At 71.1% G+C, this 20,772-nt stretch carries 22 protein-coding genes and 1 pseudogene; 14 read left to right on the plus strand and 9 right to left on the minus strand.

Annotated elements, in window-relative coordinates; genetic code table 11:
* Positions 1–36: 36 nt before the first annotated feature.
* Positions 37–1,299 (plus strand): beta-ketoacyl-ACP synthase II, encoded by a 1,263-nt coding sequence (gene fabF / locus AB0E62_RS14740; RefSeq protein ID WP_362192359.1) that lies wholly within the window; start codon positions 37–39, stop codon positions 1,297–1,299.
* A gap of 96 nt (positions 1,300–1,395) precedes the next feature.
* Here fabF and AB0E62_RS14745 read toward each other — a convergent pair whose 3' ends face one another.
* Positions 1,396–1,890 (minus strand): DUF3145 domain-containing protein, encoded by a 495-nt coding sequence (locus AB0E62_RS14745; protein WP_362192361.1) that lies wholly within the window; start codon positions 1,888–1,890, stop codon positions 1,396–1,398.
* A 257-nt stretch (positions 1,891–2,147) separates the two neighbouring features.
* Between AB0E62_RS14745 and AB0E62_RS14750 the strand changes: the two genes are divergently transcribed.
* Positions 2,148–3,032, plus strand: coding sequence for an SGNH/GDSL hydrolase family protein (locus AB0E62_RS14750; protein ID WP_362192363.1), 885 nt, complete (start codon positions 2,148–2,150; stop codon positions 3,030–3,032).
* A 15-nt stretch (positions 3,033–3,047) separates the two neighbouring features.
* Positions 3,048–4,028, plus strand: a complete 981-nt coding sequence (locus AB0E62_RS14755) for an aldose epimerase family protein (protein WP_362192365.1) — start codon at positions 3,048–3,050, stop codon at positions 4,026–4,028.
* A gap of 88 nt (positions 4,029–4,116) precedes the next feature.
* On the opposite strand, the pseudogene AB0E62_RS14760 reads toward AB0E62_RS14755, so the two are convergent.
* The 4 genes and pseudogenes from AB0E62_RS14760 to AB0E62_RS14775 all read right to left on the minus strand — a co-directional run.
* Positions 4,117–4,278: pseudogene (locus tag AB0E62_RS14760) on the minus strand (fibronectin type III-like domain-contianing protein); the annotation flags it as partial.
* Positions 4,279–4,441: 163 nt separating this feature from the next.
* Positions 4,442–5,056, minus strand: coding sequence for a LysE family transporter (locus AB0E62_RS14765; protein WP_362192367.1), 615 nt, complete (start codon positions 5,054–5,056; stop codon positions 4,442–4,444).
* Positions 5,053–5,859, minus strand: coding sequence for an EI24 domain-containing protein (locus AB0E62_RS14770; protein ID WP_362192369.1), 807 nt, complete (start codon positions 5,857–5,859; stop codon positions 5,053–5,055). Before AB0E62_RS14770 ends, AB0E62_RS14765 begins: the two co-directional genes overlap by 4 nt.
* 38 nt (positions 5,860–5,897) lie before the next feature.
* Positions 5,898–6,335, minus strand: coding sequence for a MarR family transcriptional regulator (locus tag AB0E62_RS14775; protein ID WP_362192371.1), 438 nt, complete (start codon positions 6,333–6,335; stop codon positions 5,898–5,900).
* A 91-nt stretch (positions 6,336–6,426) separates the two neighbouring features.
* On the opposite strand from AB0E62_RS14775, the gene AB0E62_RS14780 reads away from it, so the two are divergent.
* Both AB0E62_RS14780 and AB0E62_RS14785 read left to right on the plus strand, forming a co-directional pair.
* Complete coding sequence (locus tag AB0E62_RS14780; protein ID WP_362192373.1) at positions 6,427–7,461, plus strand: NADP-dependent oxidoreductase; 1,035 nt, start codon at positions 6,427–6,429, stop codon at positions 7,459–7,461.
* Between the two features lie 95 nt (positions 7,462–7,556).
* Complete coding sequence (locus AB0E62_RS14785; RefSeq protein ID WP_362192375.1) at positions 7,557–7,976, plus strand: organic hydroperoxide resistance protein; 420 nt, start codon at positions 7,557–7,559, stop codon at positions 7,974–7,976.
* A gap of 70 nt (positions 7,977–8,046) precedes the next feature.
* On the opposite strand, the gene AB0E62_RS14790 is transcribed toward AB0E62_RS14785, so the two are convergent.
* Positions 8,047–8,562 carry a hypothetical protein gene (locus AB0E62_RS14790; RefSeq protein ID WP_362192377.1) on the minus strand — a complete coding sequence of 172 codons (516 nt, stop codon included), beginning with the start codon at positions 8,560–8,562 and terminating at the stop codon, positions 8,047–8,049.
* A 42-nt stretch (positions 8,563–8,604) separates the two neighbouring features.
* On the opposite strand from AB0E62_RS14790, the gene AB0E62_RS14795 reads away from it, so the two are divergent.
* The 9 genes from AB0E62_RS14795 (at position 8,605) to cutA (ending at position 18,556) form a co-directional block, all read left to right on the plus strand.
* On the plus strand, positions 8,605–8,931 hold the full coding sequence (locus AB0E62_RS14795; RefSeq protein ID WP_362192379.1) for a hypothetical protein: 327 nt from the start codon (positions 8,605–8,607) through the stop codon (positions 8,929–8,931).
* Positions 8,932–9,688: 757 nt separating this feature from the next.
* Positions 9,689–10,852 carry a mandelate racemase/muconate lactonizing enzyme family protein gene (locus AB0E62_RS14800; protein ID WP_362192381.1) on the plus strand — a complete coding sequence of 388 codons (1,164 nt, stop codon included), beginning with the start codon at positions 9,689–9,691 and terminating at the stop codon, positions 10,850–10,852.
* Positions 10,849–11,853 carry an alcohol dehydrogenase catalytic domain-containing protein gene (locus tag AB0E62_RS14805; RefSeq protein WP_362192383.1) on the plus strand — a complete coding sequence of 335 codons (1,005 nt, stop codon included), beginning with the start codon at positions 10,849–10,851 and terminating at the stop codon, positions 11,851–11,853. Before AB0E62_RS14800 ends, AB0E62_RS14805 begins: the two co-directional genes overlap by 4 nt.
* Before the next feature lie 111 nt (positions 11,854–11,964).
* A complete protein-coding gene (locus tag AB0E62_RS14810; protein ID WP_362192385.1) occupies positions 11,965–12,966 on the plus strand; it encodes a hypothetical protein in 1,002 nt (333 codons plus the stop codon).
* 5 nt (positions 12,967–12,971) lie between these two features.
* Complete coding sequence (gene chvE, locus AB0E62_RS14815) at positions 12,972–14,081, plus strand: multiple monosaccharide ABC transporter substrate-binding protein (RefSeq protein ID WP_362192387.1); 1,110 nt, start codon at positions 12,972–12,974, stop codon at positions 14,079–14,081.
* A 34-nt stretch (positions 14,082–14,115) separates the two neighbouring features.
* Positions 14,116–15,666 carry a multiple monosaccharide ABC transporter ATP-binding protein gene (mmsA, locus tag AB0E62_RS14820; protein ID WP_362192389.1) on the plus strand — a complete coding sequence of 517 codons (1,551 nt, stop codon included), beginning with the start codon at positions 14,116–14,118 and terminating at the stop codon, positions 15,664–15,666.
* Entirely contained in the window at positions 15,663–16,904 is a 1,242-nt protein-coding gene (mmsB, locus tag AB0E62_RS14825) for a multiple monosaccharide ABC transporter permease (RefSeq protein WP_362192391.1), read from the plus strand. Before mmsA ends, mmsB begins: the two co-directional genes overlap by 4 nt.
* A 25-nt stretch (positions 16,905–16,929) precedes the next feature.
* Positions 16,930–18,078, plus strand: coding sequence for an aldose epimerase family protein (locus AB0E62_RS14830; RefSeq protein ID WP_362192393.1), 1,149 nt, complete (start codon positions 16,930–16,932; stop codon positions 18,076–18,078).
* Positions 18,079–18,223: 145 nt separating this feature from the next.
* A complete protein-coding gene (gene cutA, locus AB0E62_RS14835; protein ID WP_362192395.1) occupies positions 18,224–18,556 on the plus strand; it encodes a divalent-cation tolerance protein CutA in 333 nt (110 codons plus the stop codon).
* Between the two features lie 95 nt (positions 18,557–18,651).
* Here the strand turns inward: cutA and AB0E62_RS14840 are convergent, their stop codons facing one another.
* From AB0E62_RS14840 to AB0E62_RS14850, 3 genes are all read right to left on the minus strand, one after another.
* Positions 18,652–19,608, minus strand: a complete 957-nt coding sequence (locus tag AB0E62_RS14840; RefSeq protein ID WP_362192397.1) for an arabinan endo-1,5-alpha-L-arabinosidase — start codon at positions 19,606–19,608, stop codon at positions 18,652–18,654.
* Between the two features lie 373 nt (positions 19,609–19,981).
* Positions 19,982–20,212: a hypothetical protein gene (locus AB0E62_RS14845; RefSeq protein WP_362192399.1), complete on the minus strand. Its 231-nt coding sequence runs from the start codon at positions 20,210–20,212 to the stop codon at positions 19,982–19,984.
* 76 nt (positions 20,213–20,288) lie between these two features.
* Entirely contained in the window at positions 20,289–20,747 is a 459-nt protein-coding gene (locus tag AB0E62_RS14850) for an Rrf2 family transcriptional regulator (protein ID WP_362192401.1), read from the minus strand.
* Between the last annotated feature and the right edge of the window lie 25 nt (positions 20,748–20,772).

Raw genomic sequence — 20,772 nt, forward strand, 5'->3', positions numbered from 1 at the left:
GGGTGTCCTCCCGTATCCGTTGGAGAAAGAATTCCCGTGAGCCCGACCAATCGCACCGTGGTCGTCACCGGTATCGGCGCAACCACACCGCTGGGTGGCGACGCAGCCTCGACCTGGGAGGCCCTGGTCGCCGGCACGTCCGGTGTCAGCCTGCTGGAGCAGGAGTGGGCGGCGCAGCTGCCCGTCCGCATCGCCGCGCAGATCGCCGTGGAGCCGGGCGAGATCATCCCCCGGCCGCAGGCCCGCAAGCTGGACCGGTCCGCGCAGTTCGCGCTGATCGCCGCTCAGGAGGCCTGGAAGGACGCCGGTTTCACCGACAGGGCCGGGGTGGACTCCTCCGTGAACCCCGACCGTCTCGGTGCGGTCATCGCCTCCGGCATCGGTGGCGTGACGACCCTGCTGGACCAGTACGACGTGCTCAAGGAGAAGGGCGTACGCCGCGTCTCCCCGCACACCGTGCCGATGCTGATGCCCAACTCCCCGGCGGCCAACGTCGGGATCGAGCTGGGTGCCCGCGCCGGTGTGCACACCCCCGTCTCGGCCTGCGCCTCGGGCGCGGAGGCCATCGGGTACGCGATCGAGATGATCCGCACCGGGCGTGCGGACGTGGTCGTGGCCGGTGGTACCGAGGCCGCCATCCACCCGCTGCCGATCGCCGCGTTCGGCAACATGATGGCGATGTCCAAGAACAACGACGACCCGCGGGGTGCCTCGCGTCCCTACGACTCCGGCCGCGACGGCTTCGTGCTCGGCGAGGGCGCCGGTGTGATCGTCCTGGAGTCCGAGGAGCACGCGAAGGCCCGCGGTGCCCGGATCTACGCGGAGGCGGTCGGACAGGGCATCTCCGCCGACGCCCACCACATCACGCAGCCGGAGCCGTCCGGCAACGGCATCGCGCACGCGCTGCAGAACCTGCTGGACAACACCGACCTGAAGCCGGCCGAGATCATGCACGTCAACGCGCACGCCACGTCGACGCCGCAGGGTGACGTGGCCGAGATCAAGGCGCTGCGCAAGGTGTTCGGCGACGACGTCGACCACATGGCGATCTCCGCGACCAAGTCGATGACCGGTCATCTGCTCGGTGGCGCCGGTGGTGTGGAGACCGTCGCGTCGATCCTGGCGCTGGTGAAGCGTACGGCTCCGCCGACCATCAACCTGGACGACCTGGACCCCGAGGTCAACGCGGACATCGTGAGCGGTGAGGCGCGGGCGCTGCCGGAGGGCCGGATCGCCGCGCTGAACGACTCGTTCGGGTTCGGCGGGCACAACGTGGTGCTGGCGTTCCGTACGGTCTGAGGTCCGTGACGCGTGAATGGCCCGGTCTCCTGGGGGAGATCGGGCCGTCGTCGTGTGCGGTGGCGTTCGGTGGCGGGTGCGGGTTGCCCGGGAAGTTCACACCACCTGGTGCAGCCAGCGGACCGGGGCGCCCTCGCCGGCGTATCTGAACGGCTCCAGTTCGTCGTCCCAGGGCTTGCCGAGGAGCTTCGCGATCTCGGCCTCCAGGTCGGTCTCGCCGCGCTGGGAGCGGGTCAGGGCGGCGCGCAGGCGGTCCTCGGGGATCAGGATGTCGCCGTGGAGGCCGGTGACGGCGTGGAAGATGCCGAGGTCGGGGGTGCAGCTGTAGCGCTCGCCCTCGGCGGTGGGGCAGGGCTCCGCGGTGACCTCGAACCGCAGCAGGTGCCAGCCGCGCAGCGCGGAGGCGAGTTTGGAGGCCGTGCCGGCCTGGCCCTGCCAGGAGAACTCCGAGCGCCAGGTGCCGGGGGACGCGGGCTGCCGGATCCAGTCGAGGCTGACGCGCGTGCCGAGCACCCCGGCGATGGCCCACTCGACGTGCGGGCACAGCGCGCGCGGCGCGGAGTGCACGTACAGAACTCCACGTGTCGTCACCGGAACCTCCGGGCAGAGCGGGACATCTTGCGGACTGGCTGGGCGGCAGTGGCACGACGGCCGCGTTGATGGCGAGGCTACCTTGCGAGGGGGCAAGGAGTGTGACGTACCGTCGGTCCCGGCGCCAGGAAATCGCCGCCATTCACCCAGGGGGACGCTTGTACGGGGGCCGGCCGTTCCCGGGGCTCCGGGCCGGGAACCCTCAGGCGTTGTCCCTAGGGGGAGCACCGGACCGTCGAGCGAGGGGAACAGCAGGGATGCGGAAGCGAAGCCACCGTGTGCGAGCCGCTCTCGCCGTCGCGGCGGCCCTGGTGCTGGGGGTCGCCGGCTGCCAGGGCGCGGACGGCGGTTCGCCGGCGTCCCCGGGGGCGAAGACCCGCGCGGCCCGGCCCCCGCTGTGGGACACCAGCCCGGACTCGGTGGCGGCGGTGGGCGACTCCATCACCCGCGGGTTCGACGCGTGCACGGTGCTGTCGGACTGCCCGGAGGCCTCGTGGGCCACGGGCAGCGACGCCGAGGTGGAGAGCCTCGCGGTGCGGCTGCTGGGGGTGACGGGAGCGGCGGAGCACAGCTGGAACTACGCGATGACCGGGGCCCGCATGGCCGACCTGCCGGGGCAGCTGGCGCAGGCGGTGGCGCACCGCCCGGAGCTGGTGACGGTGATGGTGGGCGGGAACGACGCCTGCCGGGCCTCGGCGTCGGCGATGACGCCGGTGGCCGACTTCCGCGCGGGCTTCGAGCAGGCGATGCGCACGCTGCGCTCGGCGCTGCCGAAGACGCAGGTGTACGTGTCGAGCGTGCCGAACCTGAAGCGGCTGTGGTCCGAGGGCCGGACGAACGTGGTGGGCAAGCAGGTGTGGAGGCTGGGCATCTGCCCGTCGATGCTGGCCGACGCGGACGATCTGACCGGCGCGGCGACGCTGCGCCGTCAGACCGTGCAGCGGCGGGTGGTGGAGTACAACAAGGTGCTGGAGGAGGTCTGCGCCAAGGACCGCCGCTGCCGCTTCGACGGGGGCGCGGTGTACGACTTCCGGTTCGGCACGGACCAGCTGAGCCACTGGGACTGGTTCCACCCCAGCAAGGACGGGCAGGCGCGGCTGGCGGAGATCGCTTACCGGAAGGTCACGGCGGCGCGTCCGTGACCTAGGGTTTCCCGCATGAACGAACTTTTCGGCACACTTTCCGACGGCACTCCGGTGTACCGGTGGGCGCTGGAGCGCGGCGGGGTGCGGGTGCGGGTGCTGTCGTACGGCGGGATCGTGCAGTCGGCCGAGGTCCCGGACCGGGCCGGGCGGACGGCGGACGTGGTGCTGGGCTTCCCGGACCTGGAGGGCTATCTGCGGCATCCGCAGCCGTTCCTGGGCGCCGTGATCGGCCGGTACGCGAACCGGATCGCGGGCGGCCGCGTCCCGCTGGACGGCCGGACGTACGAGGTGACGCGCAATGAGGGCGCCAACTGCCTGCACGGCGGGGAGCGGGGCTTCGACAAGCACGTGTGGGAGGTGGTGCCGGTGGAGCACGGGCTGCGGCTGAGCCGGGTCAGCCCCGACGGCGAGGAGGGCTTCCCGGGGCGGCTGTCGGTGACGGTGACGTACACGCTGACGGCGTCGGGGGCGCTGCGGATCGGCTACGAGGCGGTCACCGACGCGCCGACGGTCGTGAACCTGACCAACCACACGTACTGGAACCTGGGGGGCGCGGGGTCCGGTGACACCGGCGGGCACGAACTGCGGCTGGCCGCGTCCCGGTACACACCGGTGGACGCGGACCTGATTCCGGTGGGGGCGCCGGCGGACGTGACGGGCACCCGTCTCGACTTCCGCGAGCCCCGCCCGACGGGCTCCGGCTACGACCACAACTTCGTCCTGGACAAGGGCGTGACCCGGGACCCCGAGGAGGTGGCGGAGCTGTACGACCCGGTCTCCGGCCGCACCCTGACGGTGGCGACGACCGAGCCGGGCCTCCAGCTCTACACCGGCGACCACCTGTCCGGCCCGTTCCCGGCGAACGCCGGCACCGCCCTGGAGACCCAGCACTTCCCGGACTCCCCCAACCGTCCCGACTTCCCCGCCACGACCCTGCGCCCCGGCGAGACCTACCGCTCGGAGACGGTGTACGGCTTCGGGGTGCGCGGCTGAGAGTGGTGAGCCCCGGTCCAGGGGTCAGGTCCCGGACCGGGGCTGTTCGAGGGGGACTTTGTCCGCGGTGCGCGGGGAGTGTCCCGGATCAGACGTTAATCGGTGCGGTGAGCCGGTGGTCGGTGATCGAGCGGCCGGCGGAGATCTCGTACGAACCCTTCACATACGCCCACGCGTTCGTCGTCGCATCCCGCACCTCGAAGGCGCGGCGGGGCGGTTCGACGGTGGACTCGGCGCTCTCGCCGGGGCCGGGGCAGGACACGGGAGCCCTCGCGGCGGGTCTTCCGGGCGAGCAGCACCCCGGCGCGGCAGGCGGGTTCCGGGTCCCTGGCCGCGGCGAGCGCGGTCGGCGCGGGCAGGGTCCGCATGTCCTGCCCGGCCGGCGGCAGCGCCTCGGCGTCGAGGCCGGGCGGTCAGTGGGAGGGGGCCAGGGCGAGGCTGACGCCGAGGCCGCCCAGGACGGAGCCGATCACCTTGTTGAGGATCTTCTGGCCGCGCAGCATGACGGCGCGCATCCGGGAGTGCGAGAAGAACGCGGCGACCACGCCGAACCACACCAGGTGGGCCAGCGACATGAACAGGCCGTAGCCCACCTGCCGGTACAGCGGGGTGCCGGGGCCGACGACCTGGGCGAAGGTGGAGACGACGAACAAGGTCGTCTTGGGGTTGAGGACGTTGGTGAGGAAGCCGGTGCGCAGGGCGGCGAACGGGGTCAGGTCCGTCTTGTGCGCCAGGTCCACCTCGACGTCGCCGCGGGCGCGGAAGGTGCGGACGCCGACGTAGACGAGGTAGGCCGCGCCGATCAGCTTGATGACCGTGAAGACGGCGGTGGACGAGGCGATGAGCAGGCCGACGCCCAGCAGGGTGTAGGTGACGTGGACCAGCACGCCGGCCGCCACGCCCGCGGCGGCGAGCAGGCCGGTGCGGCGGCCGTGCAGATAGCTGTTGCGGACGATCATCGCGAAGTCGGCGCCGGGGGCGATCACGGCGAGGACCGTGATGACGGCGACGGCGAGCAGTTGGGTCACGAGGTGACGTCCTCCGTGTCGGGCCGCCCGCTCGGGGCGGCGGAGTCGTCGCCGGCGTTCTCCTCTCCCAGCAGGTCACGCGCGAGCAGCGTGGCGCCCGCGACCGCGCCCGGCATCAGGAACACCGCGACGAACGGAACGAGGAAGGCCAGGCCCAGGGGGGTGCCGAACCCCCAGACCAGCGTCTTGCGGGAGCGCAGCAGGGCGAGCCGGGCGCGCAGGTCGACGTCCCGGCGCTGGAGGGCGACGGCGGCGAGTTCCTCGGTGAGGAAGAAGCCGGTGACGAAGAAGCCGATCACGGGCACGACGGTCTGCCCGACGAACGGCAGGAAGCCGAGGGCGAAGAGCAGGACGCCCCACAGTCCGGCCCGGACCAGGATGCGCAGGCTGTCCCGGGCCGAGATCCACAGCTCGTGCCAGAGCGGCCGGCCGGACTCGGGAGCGGTGCCGTCGGGCGAGACGTCGGCGTCGACCTGCTCGGAGAGGGACTCGTAGAAGGGCTGCCCGACCAGCAGGGTGACGGCCGTGAAGGTCAGCACGGCCAACAGCAGGCCGAGCGCGAACAGGACGGCCGTCAGGAAGCCGCGGAACAGGCCCTGCCAGGGGCTGGACCAGTCGTCGGCGAACGGGGTGGCCCAGCCGACGGCGTCGTCGCCCCAGACGGCGAGCGCGGTCAGCGCGGCGGCGTACAGCACCAGTGTGATCAGCCCGGGCAGCAGGCCGAAGCCGTACCGGCGCCCGTGCCGGGTCACCCACCGCTGGCCCTTCAGCAGATAACCGAAACCCACCCCGAGATCGCGCATGCGGAGGACTTTACTGGCTCCGCGGGACCGTCCGTAGGTCAGCCGCCGAGCATGCGGCGCAGCAGGTCGCGCAGGGAGCGGCGCTCCTCCTCGGACAGGCCGGCCAGGGGTTCGCGGGCGAACTGCAGGCCCTCGCGCAGGTCCCGGGTCACCTCGCGGCCCCGCTCGGTGGCGGCGGCCACCTTCACCCGGCGGTCGGCCGGGTCGGGGCGGCGTTCCACCAGTCCCCGGGACTCCAGCCGGTCCACGATCCCGGTCACGTTCGACGGCTCGCACTTCAGCTTCTGGGCCAGCTTGCGCATGGGCAGCGGCTCCAGGGAGAGCAGGCTGAGCAGCCGGGCCTGCGGGCCGGTCAGGGTGTGCGCGCCCGCCGCCTCCTCGTAGTCCGCGTAGAAGCGGGCCACGACCTCACCGATCAGCTCGACGACCTCCATGGTCAGGGGGTCGGGACGGCGGGGGTTCGATGGGGTGGACATGCCGACCAGGATACCCGGTTACTTGACATCATGAAATATTCAGACGCATGGTTGTTTCAGGTAGTGAAGTACCACCCTGAAAGGCTCCGTCATGATCAACCGCGAATGGCACCTCCTCAGCCGCCCCGTCGGCTGGCCGAAGCCCGAGGACTTCGCGCTCGTCGAGTCATCCGTCCCGGCCCCGGGCGAGGGCCAGGTGCTGGTGCGGAACAAGTACCTCTCCGTCGACCCGTACATGCGCGGCCGGATGAGCGCCGCCAAGTCGTACGCCGCCCCCTTCGAGCTGGGCAAGGTCATGCAGGGCGGCGCGGTCGGCGAGGTGGTCGAGTCCAACGCCGAGGGCATCGAGGCCGGCGACCACATCCTGCACTTCTTCGGCTGGCGCGAGTACGCGGTCGTGGACGCGAAGAACGCCGTCAAGGTGGGACCGACGGCCGTGCCCGCCGTCAAGGTCGACGCCGGCACGGAGGGCGTGCCGCTGTCGGCGTACCTCGGCGTCCTCGGCATGACCGGTCTGACCGCCTACGCCGGCCTGCTGCGCACCGCCTCCTTCAAGGAGGGCGACAGCGTCTTCGTGTCGGGCGCGGCCGGCGCCGTGGGCAGCCAGGTCGGCCAGCTCGCCAGGCTCAAGGGCGCCTCCCGGGTGATCGGTTCGGCCGGGTCCGACGAGAAGGTCAAGCTGCTGGTGGACGAGTACGGCTTCGACGCCGCGTTCAACTACAGGAACGGCCCGGTCGCCGAGCAGCTCCGGGAGGCGGCGCCCGACGGGATCGACGTCTACTTCGACAACGTCGGCGGGGAACACCTGGAGGCGGCCATCGGGTCGCTCAACCAGGGCGGCCGGGTCGCGGTCTGCGGCATGATCTCGGTCTACAACAACACCGAGCCGGCGCCCGGCCCGAAGAACCTGGCCCGGCTGATCCAGACCCGCGGCCGGATCGAGGGCTTCCTCGTCGGCGACCACTACGACCTCCAGCCGCAGTTCGTCCAGGAGGTCGGCCCGTGGGTGGCCTCGGGCGCGCTGAAGTACCGCGAGACCGTGGTCGAGGGCATCGAGAACACCCTGGAGGCGTTCCTCGGGGTCCTGCGCGGCGACAACATCGGCAAGATGGTCGTCAAGCTCTGACCTTCCCGGTTTTTTCGCGATGCGGTAACTTCTTTCCGAAATCAAGTGGCGATCGTGGGCGCGAGTCGCCGCGGACCGAGGAGGAAGACAACCGCATGCCCATCACGCAGTCCGACGTCCTGTACACCGCCGTCGCCACCGCCGAGAACGGTCGCGACGGACGGGTCGCCACCGACGACGGCAAGCTCGACGTGGTCGTCAACCCGCCCAAGGAGATGGGCGGCAGCGGCGCCGGCACCAACCCGGAGCAGCTGTTCGCCGCCGGGTACAGCGCCTGCTTCCAGGGGGCGCTGGGCGTCGTCGCCCGGGAGGAGGGCGCCGACATCTCCGGGTCGACGGTCACCGCCAAGGTCGGCATCGGCAAGAACGACGACGGGTTCGGGATCATCGTGGAGATCTCCGCGAACATCCCGAACGTCGACACGGCGACCGCCAAGAGCCTGGTGGAGAAGGCGCACCAGGTGTGCCCCTACTCGAAGGCGACCCGCGGCAACATCACCGTGACGCTGGTCTGACGTTCGTCGTTCACCACGACGGCAGCCGCATCCCTGGACGTGGGATGCGGCTGCCGTCGTTCGGCGCGGCTCAGGAGCACCACCACAGGAAGCGGTCGCAGGTCCTGACGGGCGTGGGCCGGGGGGCGGAGGTCGTCGGCTCGGCGGTGGGCGCGGGCGTGGTGGACGCGGGCGTGGTGGCGGGCGTGGTGGGGGCCGGGGCGGCGGAGGTCGTCGCCGGCGTACCGGAATCCGTGGCACCCGCGGTGGCCGACCGTCCTGCCTCACCGGACTCTCCGGGCGTGGCGGAAGCGGAATCCTTGCCGTCCGTGTCGCCCGGCTCCCCCGCGGAGGGCGAGGCGGAGGCGGAGCCCGGCCCCGGGGCCGAGGGGTCCGGTGAGCCGGAGGCCGCGTCCGGGACGGCGGCGGAGGTCACGTCGGCCTGTCCGGCCCGTCCCGGCGTACGGCCCGGCGCGGTGGAGGCGGCGTCGTCGTCCGCGTCGGTCTCCCCGGCCGTGGCCGAGGGGTCGTCGGTGAACGACGAGAACGGCGAGAAGGGCGCATCCGTACCGAGTTCCGCGAGACTGAGCCCGCCGGCCGCGAGCACGAACCCGGCGGTGACGACGAGGACCCGCCGGCGGCGCCGCCGGTGCCCGGCCGCCTTGCGCTCCCCCCACCGCCGCCCGGCCCGCCCACCGGCAGCGGCGAGGTCACCGGCGGCCCCTTCGCCGGGACGCCCGTCACCGCCGGGGACACCCGCACCCGCGCGGGCACCTTCACCGAGGGACGGACGACGCTCACCGGCGGAGGCATGGCCGCCACCGGCGGAGACATAGCCGCCGTCACCGAACTCCGCGTCCGGGCCGCCGAGTTCACCACCGCCACCGAGGGAGGTGCGGCCGTCATCAGCGAACGCGCGACCGTCACCGGCGAGCGTGTAGTCAACGTCGCCGAACTCCCCTTCCAGACCGCTTAGTCGAGCACCGCCCCCGGCCGACGCGCGACCCGTTCCGGCGGGTCCACGGCCGCCCCGGTCGGGCACACGGCCGTTCCCGGCGGACCCGGGACCGCCCTCGACCGACCCCCGACCACCCCGCACCGGCACGCCGTCGTCCCCGCCGGACACGGGGCCGCCCAGCGGTGACGTGGGGCCGTCCGCAGCAGACCCCCGACCGCCCCGCACCGGCGCACCGGCAGTCCCAGCCGGCCCGGAACCACCCGCCGGGAACGGGAAGCCGTCCGGCCCGGGCCCCCCGCCGCGCTGTGCCGGCACGCGGGCGGGGCCGGGCGGGGCGGGGTGGTTTCCGGGGGGTGCGAGGCCGTCGCCGGAACGCCGGACGTCCTCGGGAAGCATGGCTCCGTTCCCGGCGGACCCCCGGTCGCCCGCGGCGTACGCCCGACCAGACCAACCGCTCCCGTCGGCCTCCGGTATCCCCCGGGGACCGTACGCGTCGTCGCCCGAGGCCGGCATGCCGCAGCCGGGGCAGGCCAGGGCGCCGTTCAGGTGACGTCGGCAGGGGTGGCAGTAGTCCATGACGCGGGAAGACTAGAGTCCGCGCGGGCCCCGTACCAGGCATGGCTGTGAAGGTTCCGTGCGGGAGCGAAACAATCTCGAAAGCCTTGCCGAAACCGTTACCTGTTCGACCCATTGACACTCCCGCCGCCCCGTCCTTACTGTCACGCCAGCATTTCGAACGTGTGACGAAATACCGAACAGCTGAGGGGCAACTGCCGTGCGCATCACCGGAATCAGCACACACGTGGTCGGCACGCCGTGGCGCAACCTGACCTACGTCCAGGTGCACACCGACGAGGGGATCACGGGAGTCGGCGAGACCCGGATGCTCGGGCATACGGACGCGCTGATCGGCTATCTGCGCGAGGCCGAGGTCAACCACATTCTCGGCTCGGACCCGTTCGCCGTCGAGGACCTGGTGCGCCGTATGAAGTACGGCGACTACGGCCGGGCCGGCGAGATCGTGATGTCCGGCATCGCGGTGGTCGAGATGGCGTGCTGGGACATCAAGGGCAAGGCGCTGGGCGTGCCGGTGTGGCAGCTGCTCGGCGGGAAGGTCACCGACAAGGTCAAGGCGTACGCCAACGGCTGGTACACCACCGAGCGGACGCCGGAGGCGTACCACAAGGCCGCCCAGGGGGTCATGGAGCGCGGTTACAAGGCGCTGAAGATCGACCCGTTCGGCACCGGCCACTTCGAGCTGGACCACCAGGAGACCCTGTACGCCGTCTCGCTCATCGAGGCCGTACGGGACGCCATCGGCCCGGACGCGGAGCTGATGCTGGAGATGCACGGCCGCTTCTCCCCCGCCACCGCCGTCCGGCTGGCCAAGGAGATGGCCCCGTTCAAGCCGGCCTGGCTGGAGGAGCCGGTGCCGCCGGAGAACCTGAAGGCGCTGGAGAAGGTCGCCGCCAAGGTCGACATCCCGGTGGCCACCGGCGAGCGCATCCACGACCGGATCGAGTTCCGCGAGCTGTTCGACAGCCAGGCCGTGGACATCATCCAGCCCGACGTCGGCCACATCGGCGGCATCTGGGAGACCCGCAAGCTGGCCGCCACCGCCGAGACCCACTACATGCTGGTGGCCCCGCACAACGTCGGCGGTTCCGTGCTCACCGCCGCCTCCCTCCAGGTCGGCTTCACCTCGCCGAACTTCAAGATCCTCGAGCACTTCAACGACTTCGCGGACGCGGAGATCAAGAAGGTGGTCAAGGGCGCCCCGCAGGTGAACCCGGAGGACGGCTGTTTCCACCTCTCCGACGCGCCCGGTCTCGGCGTCGAGCTGGACGTCGACGCGGCGGCCGAGTTCCCGCAGCAGCGGGCCCACTTCGACCTGTGGGCCGAGGGCTGGGAGAAGCGCAGTCCGAAGGACACCCAGTGAGTTCCCAGGTCCTCGTCGAGGCGCCGGGCGTGCACCGGGTCGAGGCGCACACCCCGCGTGAGCCCGGCCCCGGTGAGGCGCTGGTGGCCGTGCACGCGGTCGGCATCTGCGGCAGCGACCGCGAGGTGTACCAGGGCAACCGGCCGGAGGGGTACGTCAGTTACCCGCTGGTTCCCGGGCACGAGTGGTCGGGGACGGTCACGGCGGTGGGACCCGGGGTGCCCGCTTCGCTGGCCGGCCGCAAGGTGGTCGGCGAGGGGTTCCGCAACTGCCAGGTGTGCGACCGCTGTCACGCGGGCGAGACCACGCTGTGCACCGCCGGGTACGAGGAGACCGGGTTCACCCGGCCCGGCGCCATGGCGGCCACCCTCACCCTGCCCGCCCGGCTGCTGCACGTCCTGCCGGACGGCGCCGACCTGACCGCCGCCGCGCTGCTGGAGCCGGCCGCCTGCATCGCCGCGGCCGCGCTGAAGGCGAACGCCCGGCCGGGCGAGCGGGTCGCGGTGGTCGGCACCGGCACCCTCGGGATGTTCGCCGTGCAGTTCCTGGCCGCGGGTTCGCCGGCCGAGCTGCTGGTCGTGGGCACCCGGAACGACCGGGAGGCGCTGGCCCGGCGGTTCGGGGCGAGCGACTTCCGGCTGCGGGACGGGGAACTGCCCGGCGACTTCGACGTGGTGATCGAGACCGCCGGGTCCGCCTCCGCCGCCCGTACCGCCGCCGCGCTGCTGCGGCGCGGCGGGCGCCTGGTCCTCACCGGGATCCCGGCGCCGGGCGCGGACGGGCTCGACCCGACCGATCTCGTCGTACGGCAGCTGGAGGTGCACACCGTCTTCGGGGCGCCGCCGGACGCCTGGGCGCACGCCGTGCGGGTGTTCGGTGCCGGGCTGCTGGACCCGCTGCCGCTGGTCACGCACGAGGTGCCGCTGACCGAGTTCCCGCGGGCCATCGAGCTGGTGGGGGCCGGCGATCCCACCGTGGGCAAGGTGCTGCTCCGCCCCTGAACGTACGCCGGTCAGGGGGTGTCCTGACCGCGCCCTGACCGGCGTACACCCACGTTTTCGTTCCCCAGAGCCGCGAACCCCGTCCGACATACCGAACACGAAGGACAGCTTGTGACCGACGCTTCCGCCCCGGCAGCCCGCAGGCCCGGCGAGCAGGTGCTCGCCGCACTCGGCCTGGGCGCGCCCGCCCTCGACCCCGCCGACGCCTCCGTCCACACCTTCCCGGGCGGCGGCCGCTGGCGCACCGAGATCCCCTCGTGCGAGGGTCCCGAGGCGCTGGCGGTCGTCCTCAAGGAGGCCTCCCGCCTGGACGTGCCGATCCACCGGATCAGCCAGGGCAGCGGCGTGTGGATGCTCACCGACGCCGAGATCACCGAGATGGTCGAGGCCACCGCCGAACGCGACATCGAACTGTGCCTGTTCACCGGCCCGCGCGGCACCTGGGACACCGGCGGCTCGGTGCGGACCGACTCCCGGGGGGCCGGGCTGCGCGCCCGGGGCCACGACGCGGTCGCCGGCTGCGTGGAGGACGCCGTCCGGGCCACCGAGCTGGGCGTCAAGTGCCTGCTCGTCGCCGACGAGGGCGTGCTGTGGACCCTGCACCGGGCCCGCAGCGCCGGGATCATCCCGGCCGACACCACGCTGAAGGTGTCCGCGCTGATCGGCCCGGTCAACCCCGCCTCGTACGCCGTGTACGAGCGGCTGGGCGCCGACTCCGTCAACGTGCCCAGCGATCTGACGCTGGACCACCTCACCGAGATCCGCCGGGTGTCCGGTGCCCCGATGGACATGTACATCGAGGCCCCGGACGACCTCGGCGGCTACGTCCGGATGTACGAGGTCGCCGAGCTGATCCGGCGCGGCGCCCCGCTGTACCTGAAGTTCGGCCTGTCCAAGGCCCCCGGCATCTACCCGTGGGGCCGCCACCTGCGGGACGTGACCCTGGACACCGCCCGGGAGCGGGTGCGGCGCGGCCGGCTCGCCCTGGACCTGCTCGCCCGGCACGGCGCGGACGGCGACATGGCGCCGCTCGGCTCCCGGCTGCCGGGGACGCTCCACCGCTTCCCCGTCGAAGCCTCCGCCCCTCTCCACGACGAGAACGACAAGGACTGATCCCCATGCGCAACCGCAGAGCCGCCCTCGCCTCCATAGCCGGCGCCGCCTCGCTCGCGCTCGCCCTGACCGCCTGCGGGCAGAACGGTGAAGGCGGCAGCAAGGAGAAGTCGGGTGACGTCAAGGGCGCCACCATCGGCATCGCCATGCCGACCAAGTCCTCCGAGCGCTGGATCAACGACGGCAACAACGTCGTCAAGGACCTTCAGGCCAAGGGCTACAAGACGAAGCTGGTCTACGGCGAGGACGACCCGGAGACCCAGGTCTCGCAGATCGAGAACCTCATCACGCAGGGCGTGAAGGGCCTGGTCATCGCGGCGATCGACAACAAGTCGCTGAACAGCGTGCTCCAGCAGGCCGCCGACGCGAACATCCCGGTCATCTCCTACGACCGGCTGATCCTCGGCACCAAGAACGTCGACTACTACGCCTCGTTCGACAACGAGAAGGTCGGCACCCTCCAGGGCACGTACATCGTCGACAAGCTCGGGCTGGACAAGGGCGCGAAGGGCCCGTTCAACATCGAGCTGTTCGCCGGGTCGAACGACGACAACAACACGAAGTACTTCTTCGGCGGGGCGATGAAGGTGCTCCAGCCCTACATCGACAAGAAGCAGCTGGTCGTCAAGTCCGGGCAGACCCGGCTCAACCAGGTCGTCACCCTGCGCTGGGACGGCACCACCGCGCAGAAGCGCATGGAGGACATCCTCACCTCGTCGTACAAGACCGGCCGGGTCGACGCGGTCCTGTCGCCGTACGACGGCATCTCCATCGGCATCCTGTCCGCGCTGAAGTCGGACGGCTACGGCTCGGGCAGCAAGCCGTTGCCGGTCATCACCGGCCAGGACGCCGAGCTGGCCTCGGTGAAGTCGATCATCTCCGGGCAGCAGACGCAGACCGTCTACAAGGACCTGCGCAAGCTCGCCGAGGTCGCCGCCACCATGGTGGACGAGTCCCTCAAGGGCAAGAAGCCCGAGGTCAACGACACCAAGACGTACGACAACGGCTCCAAGGTCGTGCCGGCCTATCTGCTCCAGCCGGTCAGCGTCGACAAGTCGAACTACCAGAAGGTGCTGGTCGACGGCGGTTACTACACCGAGTCCCAGCTGAAGTGACCCGCCCTTTTCCTACGGAGTGAAAGGCACGACCATGGCGGGACCCGTCCTGGAAATGCGCTCGATCGTCAAGACCTTTCCCGGTGTCAAGGCGCTGTCGGACGTCACGCTGACCGTCCGGCGGGGCGAGGTCCACGCCATCTGCGGGGAGAACGGCGCCGGCAAGTCCACCCTGATGAAGGTGCTCTCCGGCGTCCATCCGTACGGCAGTTACGAGGGAGACATCCTCTTCGAGGGGGAGGTCTCCCGGTTCAAGGACATCCGGGCCAGCGAGCAGCACGGCATCGTCATCATCCACCAGGAACTGGCGCTGGTGCCGCACCTGTCCATCGCCGAGAACCTCTTCCTCGGCAACGAGCACGCCACCCGCGGCCTGATCAACTGGCGCGAGACCCTGCGCCACGCCACCGAACTGCTGCGCCGGGTCGGCCTGGACGAGCACCCGGAGACCCGGGTCGCCGACATCGGCGTGGGCAAGCAGCAGTTGGTGGAGATCGCCAAGGCGCTCTCCAAGCAGGTGAAGCTGCTGATCCTGGACGAGCCGACGGCGGCCCTGAACGACGAGGACAGCGACAAGCTCCTCGATCTGATCCTGGAGCTGAAGAACCAGGGCATCACCTCGATCATCATCTCCCACAAGCTCAACGAGATCCGCAAGGTCGCCGACTCGGTGACGATCATCCGGGACGGCCGGTCCATCGAGACCCTCGATGTGAAGGCGCCTGAGACCACCGAGGAGCGGATCATCGCCGGCATGGTCGGCCGCGATCTCGACCACCGCTTCCCCGAGCGCACCCCGCACCGGCCGGAGCAGGGCGTCGCACCGGCGCTGGAGATCCGCGGCTGGACCGTGTTCCACCCGGTCGACCAGCAGCGCAAGGTCGTGGACGACGTGTCGCTGACCGTGCGCCGCGGGGAGATCGTCGGCATCGCGGGCCTGATGGGCGCGGGCCGCACCGAACTCGCGATGAGCGTCTTCGGGCGGGCCTACGGCCGGTACGCGGGCGGCACGGTCCTGAAGGACGGCCGGGAGATCCGGACCAGGACGGTGCCGGAGGCGATCGGGCACGGCATCGCGTACGTCACCGAGGACCGCAAGCACTACGGCCTGAACCTCATCGACACCATCAACCGGAACATCTCGCTGACCGCGCTGGACAAGGTCGCCAAGCGGGGCGTGGTGGACGAGCACGAGGAACGGCAGGTCGCCGAGGGCTTCCGGAAGTCCATGAACATCAAGGCGCCCACGGTGTTCGAGCCGGTGGGCAAGCTCTCCGGCGGCAACCAGCAGAAGGTCGTCCTCAGCAAGTGGATCTTCGCCGGTCCGGACGTGCTGATCCTCGACGAACCGACCCGCGGCATCGACGTGGGCGCCAAGTTCGAGATCTACACGGTCATCGACCAGCTCGCCGCCCAGGGCAAGGCGGTCGTCTTCATCTCCTCCGAGCTGCCCGAGCTGCTCGGCATGTGCGACCGCATCTACACGATGGCCGCCGGGCGGCTGACCGGTGAGGTGCCGCGGGCCGAGGCCACGCAGGAAGTGCTGATGCGCCATATGACGAAGGACAAAGAGGTAACGCGATGAGCACGGATGTGACCGCCAAGAGCCCGGCCCCCGCGCCGCCGGGCGGCAGCGGACCGGCCGCCGGCGGACTGCTCGGCGTGATGCTGGCCGGGCTGCGCCGCAACATGCGCCAGTACGGCATGCTGATCGCGCTCGGCCTGATCGTGGTCCTCTTCGCCGTCTGGACCGGCGGGGACCTGCTGCTGCCGCGCAACGTCTCCAACCTGGTGCTGCAGAACAGCTACATCCTGATCCTCGCGATCGGCATGATGCTGGTGATCATCGCCGGGCACATCGACCTGTCGGTCGGCTCGCTCACCGCGTTCACCGGCGCCTTCGCGGCCGTACTGACCGTGCAGCACGGGGTGTCCTGGCCCGTCGCGCTGGTGCTGTGCCTGGTGGTGGGCGCCGTCGCGGGTTCGATCCAGGGTTATCTGATCGCCTATCTCGGCATACCGTCCTTCATCGTCACCCTCGCCGGAATGCTGCTGTTCCGCGGCCTGACCGAGATCCTCCTCAAGGGCCAGACCCTCGGCCCGTTCCCCGACGGCCTGCAGAAGCTCGGCAACGGCTTCCTCCCCGAGGTCGGCCCGAACACCAACTACCACAACCTCACGCTGCTGCTCGGGCTGGTCCTGATCGCGGCCGTGGTGTGGCAGGAGTTCCGGGACCGCCGCCGTCAGCAGGAGTTCTCCCTGGACGTCCTGCCGGCCCGGCTGTTCCTGCTCAAGCTGACCGCGCTGGTCGCCGCGATCCTCGTCGTCACCCTGCTGCTCGCCAGCTACAAGGGCACCCCGATCGTGCTGATCGTCCTCGGTGTGCTGGTCGTCGGCTACGGCTACATCATGCGCAACGCGGTCTTCGGCCGGCACATCTACGCCATCGGCGGCAACCTGCCGGCGGCCAAGCTGTCCGGCGTGAAGGACAAGAAGGTCACCTTCTACGTCTTCCTGAACATGGGCGTGCTCGCGGCCCTGGCGGGTCTGGTGGTCGCCGCCCGGCTGAACGCGGCCTCGCCGAAGGCGGGCGTCAACTTCGAGCTGGAGGCCATCGCCTCCTCGTTCATCGGCGGCGCGTCCATGAGCGGCGGTGTCGGCACCGTCCTCGGCGCCATCATCGGCGGCCTGGTCCTCGGCGTGCTGAACAACGGCATGAACCTCCTGAGCGTCGGCACCGACTGGCAGCAGGTCATCAAGGGCCTCGCCCTGCTGGTGGCGGTCGGGTTCGACGTGTGGAACAAGCGCAAGTCCGGTTCGTAAGCGCGCAAGAAAGCGGAGCCGCACCATGGAACTGAACAGACGCACGGTCATCGCCTCGGCCGCGGCGGCGGGTCTCGCCGCCACCACGCTCGGCGGCACGGCACACGCGGCCTCGGGAAGGAAGCCGGTGAAGGAACACTTCGGCACGCTCGCCGACGGCACCGAGGTCCACCGCTGGTCGCTGGAGAACGGCGGCACCCGGATGAAGGTGCTCTCCTACGGCGGTGTCGTCCAGACCCTGCAACTCCCGGACCGGCACGGCCGGTACGCCAACGTGGTCGCCGGTTTCGACAACCTCGCCGACTACGCGGCCAAGAGCCCGTACTTCGGCGCGCTGATCGGCCGCTACGGCAACCGCATCGACGCCGGACGGTTCACCCTCGACGGCAAGCCGTACCAGCTCGACGTGAACGACGGCGGCAACAGCCTGCACGGCGGCGCCAAGGGCTTCGACAAGCGCGTGTGGGACGTCGAGCCGTTCACCGAGGGCACGGACGTCGGCCTGCGGCTGCGCTACACCAGCGCCGACGGCGAGATGGGCTACCCCGGCACGCTGCGCGCGCGGGTGACGTACACCCTCACCCGGCACGGCGACTGGCGCATCGACTACGAGGCCACCACCGACAAGGCCACCGTCGTCAACCTCACCAGTCACGTCTACTGGAACCTGGCCGGCGAGGGCAGCGGCGGCATCGAGGACCACGAGCTGTCCATCGCCGCCGCCCGCTACACCCCGACCGACGCCGGCCTCATCCCCACCGGCGAGCTGGCCAGGGTCGCGGGCACCCCGTTCGACTTCCGGCACGCCAAGCCCATCGGCCGGGACCTGCGGGCGGGCCACGAGCAGCTCGTGCTGGCCAAGGGGTACGACCACAACTGGGTGCTGGACAAGGGGATCACGGCCCGGCCCGAGCACATCGCGACCCTGCGCGACCCGCGCTCCGGCCGCACCCTGAAGATCGCCACCGACCAGCCGGGGCTCCAGTTCTACTCCGGCAACTTCCTCGACGGCACGCTCACGGGCACCTCCGGCCGCACCTACCGGCAGGGCGACGCCCTGTGCCTGGAGACCCAGCACTTCCCGGACTCGCCGAACCACCCGGCGTTCCCGTCGACGGTACTGCGCCCCGGCCAGACGTACCGGACGACGACGGTCCACCGCTTCGGCGCGTGACGTCACCCGGCGCGCGGGTGAGCTGAACGCACCCTCCGGCACCTCCGTGTCCGAGAACGGCCGACCCGGCCGCGCTCGGGTACGGAGGTGTCCTTTTCGGTACCGTCCGTTCGGCACAGGCCCCGTCCCGGAAGGAACACCGACCATGGCAGAGCACCGTCACCTGACCGTACTGACGACCACGGACAGCGAGGAGAAGGCGAAGGCCCTCGCCGCGGGTGCGGTGGAGGCACGGGTCGCCGCGTGCGCGCAGATCAGCGCCCCCGTCACCAGCGTGTACCGCTGGGAGGGGGCGACACAGACCGAGCAGGAGTGGCAGATCCTGTTCAAGACCACCACGGCGCGCTACGAGGACCTGGAGACCTACATCAAGGGGGCGCACGACTACGACACCCCCGAGATCATCGCGACCCCGGTCGTCGCGGGCAGCGGGGCGTACCTGGCGTGGCTGGACGAGGAGACCAGGCCCGCCGGGTGATGGACCCGGTGCTTTCCGCCGCTCCGGCACAGGTGCACGTCGGACTCGGACTCGGACTCGGACTCCGGGCCGGTACGGCGCGGCGGCTGTGCGGCTCAGTAGGCCACCGGCCAGCCCGACGACCAGTTCAGCAGGTTGACGCCGAGCTTCGGGGTGCCGCCCGCGTTGCCGTCGTAGTAGTGGTAGACGATCAGGTCGCCGTCGGTGTCGTGCATGACGGACTGCCCGCCGGGACCGATGACGTTGCCGTGGGACTCCAGGACCGGGGTGCCCCCGTTGTTCGTCATCGCCACGCCGTTCTTGTCGTAGTACGGCCCGGTGACCGAGGTCGCCCTGCCTACCTTCACCTTGTACGTCGAGCTGGTGCCCTGGCAGCAGACGTCGTACGAGGCGAACAGGTAGTAGTGACCGTTGCGCTTGACGAGGTACGGTGCCTCGACCGCCTTGCTGCCGGTGGGCCGGGCGGCGAGGGAGTAGCGCCTGGTGTCGCCCGCGTACTGCTTCCCGGTCGCGGGGTCGATGCGGATCATCTTGATGCCGGTCCACCAACTGCCGAACGTCAGCCACCACTTGCCGTCGTCGTCCACGAAGAGGTTGGGGTCGATGGCGTTGTAGTCGCTGCTCGAGGTGGAGGTGTAGACGACGCCGTAGTCGGTCCAGGAGCCGGGCAGCCCGGTCGTGGAGCCGGCCAGGCCGATCGCCGAGGTGTTCTCGCCGAACCTGGAGACGGCGTAGTACATCAGGTACTTCCCGCCGGCGTAGGAGATGTCCGGCGCCCAGGCCTCGGTGGCGTACGACGACCACCAGGACGGCTTGGCGGTGAAGGCGTCGGCGCCGGCGGTGAAGGAGATCCGGTCGGTGGAGGTCCGGTAGCCCAGGCCGCCGCCGGTGGCGTAGAGCAGGTAACGGCCGCCGGAGGTACGGATCATCGTCGGGTCGTGCACGACGGTACTGCCGGTGACCGTGCCGGGGTTGGGGTACGCGCCGGCGGTGCCCGGCACGAGCGCGAGCAGCAGGGCGGCGGGGACGGCGAGGAGTGCGGTGCGCTTCATTGCGGGCTCCCTCTTCCTGGCGGCGTTCGCGATATCGAACATCGATCGCCCATTCGGACGGGACCGTAGAAGCGAATGGTCAACGAGTCAACGGTTCCGACAGGAACTCACAGGGGGTGACACCGGCTCCGCCCTACCCCGCACGCCTGACCCTGCCCGGACCAAGTCCCCTGCCTGTCCTGGGGTGCACTTCTGTCATCTGAGGAGAGATTCCGAACGCTTTCTCAAGAGCCTCCTCCGCCCCGGCGTGATCTTTGACGTCCAGCCTGGCCGTAGCTCACCGACACGGTCGCGCGCACCACCCGCATCGGCACGCTCACGGCCGCGGTGGGAGGGGGCACCCGCGTCCTCCCACCCCGGCCGGGGGACGCGTTCAGTGGCCGAGGACGCCCGCGGGGAGCAGGGTGTTCAGCGAGGTGGGCGGGTTGCCCGTCTCCAGTGAGCCGAGGAGGCCCGACAGGAGGGAGGCGCCGGGGGCGCCGGGGGCGGGAGACCGGACGGCGTCGGCGGCCCCGGCGGCGGGGGCGGCGCAGGCCAGCAGCGCGGCGGCCAGGGCGGAGGCACAGGTGAGCTTCTTGATCATGCCCGCCCTAACGAACGGCACGGGCGGGGGGAAACGCGCCGGTCCCCCGGTCGGCCGAGTCCCGCCCGCCCGAGGCCCGATCGGCCGGAGCCGTCCCTCACGGGTTCTCCCACGCCCCCGGTTCCGCCGCCAGGGCCCGGACCGGCTCCGGGAGGGTGTCCGCCGCGAGGTCGGCCACGGTGACGCCCTCCAGGATGCGGCGGACGTTGGCGCGCAGGGCGATCCACAGCGGCAGCAGCGGCCGGGCCGTGCCCGTGTAGGCAAGGCCCGTCGGGCGTTCGCCGCGTACCGAGACGATCGGGCCGTCCACCGCCCGGATGACGTCGGCCACCGTGAGGGAGACCGCCGCCCGCGCCAGCTGGTAGCCGCCGCCCCCGCCACGCCGGCTGTCCACGATCCCGGCCCGTCTGAGGTCGCCGAGGATGCCCTCCAGGAACTTGTGCGGGATGTCCTGCACGGCGGCGATTTCCTCTGCTTTCACCGGGCCGTTACCCTGCCGTACGGCCAGCTCCAGTACCGCCCGTACCGCGTAATCCGCCCGCGCCGAGATCCTCATGGATCCATTGTGGGGCGTCCCGCCG

The organism is Streptomyces sp. NPDC038707, assembly GCF_040636485.1.
In the GTDB taxonomy this organism is placed as follows: domain Bacteria; phylum Actinomycetota; class Actinomycetes; order Streptomycetales; family Streptomycetaceae; genus Streptomyces.

Coding starts and splice junctions, on each gene's coding strand:
- AB0E62_RS14750 (WP_362192363.1), top strand. CDS start 2,148: ATGCGGAAGCGAAGCCACCGTGTGCGAGCCGCTCTCGCCGTCGCGGCG.
- AB0E62_RS14755 (WP_362192365.1), top strand. CDS start 3,048: ATGAACGAACTTTTCGGCACACTTTCCGACGGCACTCCGGTGTACCGG.
- AB0E62_RS14770 (WP_362192369.1), bottom strand. CDS start 5,859: ATGCGCGATCTCGGGGTGGGTTTCGGTTATCTGCTGAAGGGCCAGCGG.
- AB0E62_RS14775 (WP_362192371.1), bottom strand. CDS start 6,335: ATGTCCACCCCATCGAACCCCCGCCGTCCCGACCCCCTGACCATGGAG.
- AB0E62_RS14780 (WP_362192373.1), top strand. CDS start 6,427: ATGATCAACCGCGAATGGCACCTCCTCAGCCGCCCCGTCGGCTGGCCG.
- AB0E62_RS14785 (WP_362192375.1), top strand. CDS start 7,557: ATGCCCATCACGCAGTCCGACGTCCTGTACACCGCCGTCGCCACCGCC.
- chvE (WP_362192387.1), top strand. CDS start 12,972: ATGCGCAACCGCAGAGCCGCCCTCGCCTCCATAGCCGGCGCCGCCTCG.
- mmsA (WP_362192389.1), top strand. CDS start 14,116: ATGGCGGGACCCGTCCTGGAAATGCGCTCGATCGTCAAGACCTTTCCC.
- mmsB (WP_362192391.1), top strand. CDS start 15,663: ATGAGCACGGATGTGACCGCCAAGAGCCCGGCCCCCGCGCCGCCGGGC.
- AB0E62_RS14830 (WP_362192393.1), top strand. CDS start 16,930: ATGGAACTGAACAGACGCACGGTCATCGCCTCGGCCGCGGCGGCGGGT.
- cutA (WP_362192395.1), top strand. CDS start 18,224: ATGGCAGAGCACCGTCACCTGACCGTACTGACGACCACGGACAGCGAG.
- AB0E62_RS14840 (WP_362192397.1), bottom strand. CDS start 19,608: ATGAAGCGCACCGCACTCCTCGCCGTCCCCGCCGCCCTGCTGCTCGCG.
- AB0E62_RS14850 (WP_362192401.1), bottom strand. CDS start 20,747: ATGAGGATCTCGGCGCGGGCGGATTACGCGGTACGGGCGGTACTGGAG.